The sequence below is a fragment of the Thermocrispum municipale DSM 44069 genome (genome assembly GCF_000427825.1).
Lineage (GTDB): Bacteria > Actinomycetota > Actinomycetes > Mycobacteriales > Pseudonocardiaceae > Thermocrispum > Thermocrispum municipale.
The window spans coordinates 786,204-792,707 of sequence record NZ_KE386593.1 but is presented as its reverse complement, the minus strand read 5'-3'; the positions used below and the strand labels follow the sequence as shown (position 1 = coordinate 792,707).

At 67.7% G+C, this 6,504-nt stretch carries 6 protein-coding genes; 3 read left to right on the top strand and 3 right to left on the bottom strand.

The features are described 5' to 3' along the window. Window positions 1-886: 886 nt before the first annotated feature. Window positions 887-1,921, top strand: a complete 1,035-nt coding sequence (locus YWM_RS0119150; RefSeq protein WP_245566096.1) for a GGDEF domain-containing protein — start codon at window positions 887-889, stop codon at window positions 1,919-1,921. Between the two features lies 1 nt (window position 1,922). On the opposite strand, the gene YWM_RS0119145 is transcribed toward YWM_RS0119150, so the two are convergent. From YWM_RS0119145 to YWM_RS0119135, 3 genes are all read right to left on the bottom strand, one after another. Beyond that, window positions 1,923-3,314, bottom strand: coding sequence for an FAD-binding oxidoreductase (locus YWM_RS0119145; protein WP_028852034.1), 1,392 nt, complete (start codon window positions 3,312-3,314; stop codon window positions 1,923-1,925). A gap of 74 nt (window positions 3,315-3,388) precedes the next feature. Continuing rightward, window positions 3,389-4,033, bottom strand: coding sequence for a permease prefix domain 1-containing protein (locus YWM_RS25415; RefSeq protein ID WP_052345140.1), 645 nt, complete (start codon window positions 4,031-4,033; stop codon window positions 3,389-3,391). After that, window positions 4,030-4,353, bottom strand: coding sequence for a helix-turn-helix transcriptional regulator (locus YWM_RS0119135; RefSeq protein ID WP_028852033.1), 324 nt, complete (start codon window positions 4,351-4,353; stop codon window positions 4,030-4,032). The genes YWM_RS25415 and YWM_RS0119135 overlap by 4 nt, the downstream gene beginning before the upstream one ends. 118 nt (window positions 4,354-4,471) lie before the next feature. Here YWM_RS0119135 and YWM_RS24610 point away from each other — a divergent pair, with 118 nt between their 5' ends. Together YWM_RS24610 and YWM_RS0119125 are read left to right on the top strand one after the other, a co-directional pair. After that, complete coding sequence (locus YWM_RS24610; RefSeq protein ID WP_052345138.1) at window positions 4,472-4,939, top strand: hypothetical protein; 468 nt, start codon at window positions 4,472-4,474, stop codon at window positions 4,937-4,939. Beyond that, window positions 4,936-6,483 (top strand): multicopper oxidase domain-containing protein, encoded by a 1,548-nt coding sequence (locus tag YWM_RS0119125; RefSeq protein ID WP_028852032.1) that lies wholly within the window; start codon window positions 4,936-4,938, stop codon window positions 6,481-6,483. The genes YWM_RS24610 and YWM_RS0119125 overlap by 4 nt, the downstream gene beginning before the upstream one ends. The last annotated feature ends 21 nt before the right edge of the window (window positions 6,484-6,504 follow it).

Genomic DNA, 6,504 nt, shown 5'->3' with positions numbered 1-6,504 from the left:
CTGCGGCTGTCCACCACGTCAGTTGTCCCGGTTCGACACGTCGACCACCTCCTCGCTCGTCGGACCTGCGGCTGTCCATCACGTCAGTTGTCCCGGTTCGACACGTCGACCACCTCCTCGCTCGTCGGACCTGCGGCTGTCCATCACGTCAGTTGTCCCGGTTCGACACCACGGACCTCCTCTCACTCGCCACGGCCGCATCCCGTCCGTCTCAGTTGTCCCGGTTCGCCATCTGGAATCTCCTCTCACTCGCCACAGCCACATCCCGTCCGTCTCAGTTGTCCCGGTTCGCCATCTGCGCACACCTCCTCGCCACGAGAACCGCCATTCGCTTTCCCTCTCAGTTGTCCCGGTTGGACATCACGCACTCCTCCCTGACGGAAAGCCGATCAATCTACGCGAAACCGTCGAAACGTCAGTTGTCCCGGTTGCTCATCGCGGCACTCCCCTTCAGTTCTCTCCGCTGCTTCGACTGGAGCAAGAACACGCCTCAGTTGTCCCGGTTGTGCATGGCAGGCCTCCTTTCGCGGAGCCGGGCTTGCCTGTGCATCTTTCCCGAACGGGTGAGGTGTGATTGAGTGGTCACAGACCGTCTTCACCGTGCGGGGGAGCACTCATGAGTATGGACCGACCGGACGCCATGTCCAGCCCGGACCTGCGCATTCGGTGGAGCCGACTCCTACTTTCGCGGTGGGAGATCTGGGGTCAACCGCTCCGCGTGCGCCTTTACTGCTTCATCACTGAAACGGCCGCCACAGTGGCGTTTATCACCCTTTTGGGGACAGAAGCTCTTACCCAGAGTGATCTCTGGCTGCTACTGGCGCTGGTCGCATTGGGCGTCGGTCAAGCCGAACTGGGACGCCGGGTAGAGCGCATCCGACGACGGGTGAGCGGTGTAGCACACATCAACATGACGTCGGTGTGGACGTTTGCCGGAGTGTTGTTGCTTCCTCCAACGCTGACGGCCGTCCTCGTCGCCGTGCTGTACTGGCATCTGGCCGTGCGGAGCTGGTACCGACTGCAGCGCGTACCCGCATGGCGCACCACGAGCAACGCCACCGCGGTCATTCTGACCTGCTTCGCCACCCATCAGGCCATGGCGTTCACCGGCATCCACGACATGCGCGCGGCCTTGACGCACGACTGGCAGGGATTCGCGGCGATCGCCACCGGCATCGCGGTCTACTTCGTGGTCGGCGCGGTCGTCGTCATCGGCGCCCGGGAGCACATCGTCTGGACGCCGACCGGCCTGTTCGGCAACTGGACGGACAACCTGCTCGAGCTGGCCACCCTTGGTCTCGGCGCACTGAACGCGCTCGCGCTGGTCACCATGCCGGGCCTGGCCTTGCTGGTGCTGCCCGCACTGCTGCTGCTGCACCGCAGTGTGCTGGTCAAGCAGCTGGAGGTGGCCGCCACCACCGACGACAAGACCGGCGTCTACAACACCGCAGGCTGGCATCACACCGCCGAGCGAGAGTTCAACCGCAGCCGCGAGCGGGAGAGCTCGTTCGCGCTGCTCATGATCGACCTGGACCACTTCAAACGGATCAACGACACCTACGGCCATCTGGTCGGCGACGCGGTCCTGCGCGCGGTGGCCGAGGCCATCAAGGCCGAAGTGCGCGATCGCGATGCGGTGGGCCGCTTCGGCGGCGAGGAGTTCGTCGTCCTGCTGCCCGACGTGGGTGTGCCCGAGGCGGACCTGGTGGCCGAACGAATCCGGCAGGCGGTTACCCGTATCAGAGTTCCGGTGGACACCGACGCCGGCGTGGTCACCGGCCTGTCGACGTCGATCGGCGTCGCGATCTACCCCGATGCGGGCTCGGGCGTGCAAGAGCTGCTCGACGCGGCCGACGCCGCGCTGTACCGGGCCAAGCACGCCGGCCGCAACCAGGTCGTGCACGCCACCCCGGTCGGCTGACTCACTCCATCGGGAACATCGAACCCGGGTTGAACAGGTTCTCCGGGTCCAGCGCCGCCTTGATCTGCCGGTGCACGCGCATGCCGACCGGGCCGATCTCGCGCGCCAGCCAGTCCTGCTTGATCTTGCCGATGCCGTGCTCGCCGGTCACCGTGCCACCCAGCGAAAGCCCCAGGTCGAGGATGTCGTTGAAGGCCTCCCGCGCCCGGCGGAACTCGTCCTCGGAGCCGGCGTCGTAGACGATCGTCGGATGCATGTTGCCGTCGCCTGCGTGGCCGACCACGGCGATGCGCAGGCCCACCCGCTCGCTGATCCGCTCACAGCCCGTGATCAATTCTGCGATCCGGGTACGCGGCACACAGACGTCGTCGGTCAGCCAGGTCCCGTAGACCTCCAGCGCCTTGAGCACGACCCGGCGGGCCTGCAGCAGCAGGGCGCCTTCCGACAGATCGTCGGTCGCGTAGACGAACGCTGCCCCGGCGTCCTTGCACAGTTGCTCGATCGCCGCCAGCTCTTGCTTGGCCGGCTCGCCACCGAGGTCGGACTGGCACAGCAGCAGCGCCTGACAGTCGGACCCCGCTCCGATGTCGGTGTTCAAGTACTTCTCGGACGCCTTGATCGAGGTGGCGTCCATGATCTCCATCAGCGACGGAACCAGGCCCTCGCGGACCACCCGTGCCACCGCGTCGCCTGCCTTGCCGGTGTCGTCGAACGCGGCGACCAGCGTGGCGGGGGCCTGCGGCAGCGGCTTGAGCGCGACGGTCGCTTCGACGATGACACCGAGCGTTCCTTCGCTGCCGATGAACAGCTTGGTCAGGTCGTAGCCCGCGACACCCTTGACCGTGCGCCTGCCGGTCGCCAGCAGCGAGCCGTCCGCCAGGACCACTTTCAGGCCGAGGACCGCGTCGGTGGTGACGCCGTACTTCACACAGCACAGGCCGCCTGCGTTGGTGGCCAGGTTGCCGCCGATGGTGCACCAGTCGTAGCTGGACGGATCGGGCGGGTAGAACAACCCGTGCTTGGCGACCGCTTCCCGGAACTCCAAGTTCACCACGCCCGGCTGCACCACGGCGAGCCGGTTGCCCGGGTCGACTTCCAGGATGCGATCCAGCTTGGTGAGCACCAGCACGACGCAGCCTTCGATGGCGTTGGCCGCCCCGCTCAGCCCACTGCCCGCACCGCGCGGAACGATCGGAACACCGGCTTCGGCACACGCCCGGACCGTCGCCTGCACGCCCTCGACATCGGCGGGCAGAACCACCGCGAGCGGCTTGGCCCGGTCGGCCAGCGGCATCATGTCGTGCGAGTAGGACGCCGTGACGTCCGGATCGACCAGTACGGACGAATCCCCCAGCTCAGCGCGGAGCCGTGCGATGAGCCGTGCACCGTTCATGGGCGAACTACCACCTCGGGTCGACGTAGGCCCATGGTAGGAACGGCCACGGCGCACCGAAAGGGCCGTCGGACCTAATGCTGCGGTTTGGTCAACTGCAGGCAGCGCACGGCCCGCACCACGACCCACGAACCGAGCACGAGCGAGACGCAGCCGGCTGCGATGACCGGCAGCACGTAAGCCGGATGCGCCGGGACGCCGGTGAGGTGCATGCCCCCCGAAGCCACGGTGATCACCCCGAACGCGATCAGGGCGGACCACCCGAGCAGTCGCACCGCCCAGCTGGTCGGGACCCGGTTACCGGTGGCCAGCAGAACCAGTGCCAGCGCACCACACGCGGCGGCGGCCAACGACACCGTGTCGATGACCGACGACAGCAGGACGACGACCGGCTTGGGTTCCACCGGGTTGGGCGTCGGCGCGAACTGCCAGATGACGTCCCACAGCGTCGTCAGCGCACCGAGGACGATCGCCATCATGAGCGCGCTGCGCAGTCCGTACCGTGCCGTCAGTTCCGCCTGCAGCTCAGCGGCGATTTGCTCCGCGTCACCGAACTCGGCTTCGGCACGCTCGCGGGCGGTCCGGGCAGGCAATCCGGCGGCACGGTAAGCGTCCGTGGCGTCCTGGAGACCGTCGCGGATCTCGGCCAACATGTCCTGGCGTGCGCGGCGCGGCCCGCGCAGGGACGCTTCCAGGCGCTCCAGCACCGCCGAACTCATGCTCCGCCTCCCAACACCGTGCCGATCACCCCGGTGAAGCGCACCCATTCCGAGCGCCTGCGGGCCAGTTCCTTGCGGCCCGCCGGGCTCAGCGAGTACGTGCGCCGCTTGCGCCCGTCCACCACGCTCCAGGTGCCTTCGATCCACCGAGCCCGCTCCAAGCGACGCAGCGCCGGGTACACCGTCCCCGTCGGCAACTGCAAAGCGCCACCACTGCGCCGCTGCAATGCCTCGATGATCCCGTAGCCATGCAGCGGACCGCTCTCCAGTACTGCGAGCAGCAGACCGTCCAGGTGGCCGCGCACGTCGTTGGCATCCATAGTGAGACAGGCTACTGCTGTTCCACATCACCCGGAGGCGTGCAGGACTGACAACCAGGGTCGTTCTCAGGGTTATCCCGGATGCATATGTAGCGTGACTACGTATAGCGTCAGCCGCGTGACGACATCCGAACGTTCCGGACCACGAGCGACGCTGTGGTTGCTGCGCTTGACGGCGGCACTGCTGACGGTCTGCGTGCTGCTGCAACCGGTGCTGGCAGGCGGCTACCTCTCGGGTGACTTCGACCAGCTCGAGTGGCACGCGATCAACGCCAGCGTGGTGGACAGCTTGGTAATGGTGCAGATCGTCGTCGCACTGTGCTTCTGGTTGATCGGGCGCGGCAAGCCGTGGCCGGTTCCGCTCAGCGTGGCCACGTTCCTTGCCGCGGGCTTGCAGACCGGCATGGGCTACTCGCGCAACCTGGCCGTGCACATCCCGCTCGGCGTCGGCATCGTGCTGCTGGCCCTGGCCATGTGCGGGCTGGTGTTCCACCCCTCGGCCAAGGTCGGCCGCCCCAGGGCTGCCCGCCTGGAGTCGCTGCCCGCCGATCTCGGCAAGACCCGGCGCTTGGGGGTGTTCCGATGAGCTCGCTGTCGCGCCGGAATTTCCTGGCACTGTCCGCGCTGGGCATCGCCGCGGTGACGTTGCCGTCGTGTGGCCGCAGCGAGGGCATCGAGCAGACCGCCGAGCTGCTGACCAGCGAGGCGCCGCTGCCGAAGCCGTTCACCGTTCCGCTGCCGGTGCCCGAGGTGAAGAAGCCGGTGCGCAGCGACGCGACGACCGACTACTACGAGATCACCCAGCGGGTGGCCGACGTGGAGATCCTGCCGGGCAGGCCGACGCCGGTGTTCGGCTACGACGGCACCTTCCCCGGCCCGACGATCCGCTCCCGCTCGGGTCGTCGCACGGTGGTGACGCACCACAACAAGCTCGACGTGCCGACGGTCGTGCACCTGCACGGTGGTCACACGCCTGCCGAGCACGACGGCTTCCCGACCGATCTGATCCTGCCCGAAGGCGCGCGCACCGCCGATTACACCGGCCACGGCGGCCATCCCCTCGGCGACGTCAGCAAGGGGTCGCGTGACTACGTCTATCCGCTCAAGCAGCCCGCGGCGACGCTCTGGTACCACGATCACCGGATGGACTTCACCGGCCCGCAGGTGTGGTACGGACTGGCGGGCTTCCACCTGGTGCACGACGAGGTGGAGGACGAGTTGCCGCTGCCGCGCGACGAGCGGGACATCCCGCTGATGATCTGCGACCGCGCGTTCGACGGGGACGGTCGCTTCCGCTATCCGGCCATCGACCAGAGCCTGCGCCACACCCCCGGCGTGCTCCCCGACTACATGGAAGGCGTCGTGGGCGACGTCGTCCTGGTCAACGGTGCGCCGTGGCCGGTGCTGGAGGTCGACGCCGCGCGGTACCGCTTCCGCCTGTTGAACGCCTCGAACGCGCGCCGCTATCGGTTGCGGCTGGACGGCGGGGCGTCGTTCGTGCAGATCGGCTCCGACCTCGGACTGCTCGACCGTCCGGTGAAGCACGACTACATCGACCTGTCGCCCGCCGAGCGCAGCGATGTCGTCGTCGACTTCTCCGGCGTGCGCCCAGGAACCCGGATCGTGTTGCGCAACGACTTCGGCAACGGGTCGACCGCGCAGGTGATGGCGTTCGTGGTGGGCCGCAAGGTGGCCGACGACAGCCGGATCCCCAACCGCTTGGTGCCGATCGAGAAGCTGGACCCGACCAAGGCGGTGCGCCGCCGCACGTGGCACTTCACCCGTGGCCGGTTCAAAGGGCACGAGGGGTGGACGATCAACAACCGGCCGTTCGACCCGGACCGGATGGACGCCCGCCCCCGGCTGGGTGAGCTCGAGGTGTGGCGGTTCTACAGCGACCTGCACCATCCGGTGCACATCCACCTGGCGCCGTTCCAGATCGTCAGCCGCGGCGGTCACCCGCCCGGCGAGTTCGACCGGGGCTGGAAGGACACCGTCGACGTGCGGCCGGCCGAGTACGTGGACGTCGCGGTGCGGTTCACCGGCTACACCGGCCGGTACATGCTGCATTGCCACAACCTCGAGCACGAGGACATGGCCATGATGAGCGCGTTCGAGACGGTCGCCTAGGTGTCGTGACCTGAGACGTTG

Excerpts from the sequence above, each read along its gene's own strand:
- YWM_RS0119145 (WP_028852034.1), bottom strand. The coding sequence starts at position 3,314 with ATGAACGGTGCACGGCTCATCGCACGGCTCCGCGCTGAGCTGGGGGAT.
- YWM_RS25415 (WP_052345140.1), bottom strand. The coding sequence starts at position 4,033 with ATGAGTTCGGCGGTGCTGGAGCGCCTGGAAGCGTCCCTGCGCGGGCCG.
- YWM_RS0119125 (WP_028852032.1), top strand. The coding sequence starts at position 4,936 with ATGAGCTCGCTGTCGCGCCGGAATTTCCTGGCACTGTCCGCGCTGGGC.
- YWM_RS0119135 (WP_028852033.1), bottom strand. The coding sequence starts at position 4,353 with ATGGATGCCAACGACGTGCGCGGCCACCTGGACGGTCTGCTGCTCGCA.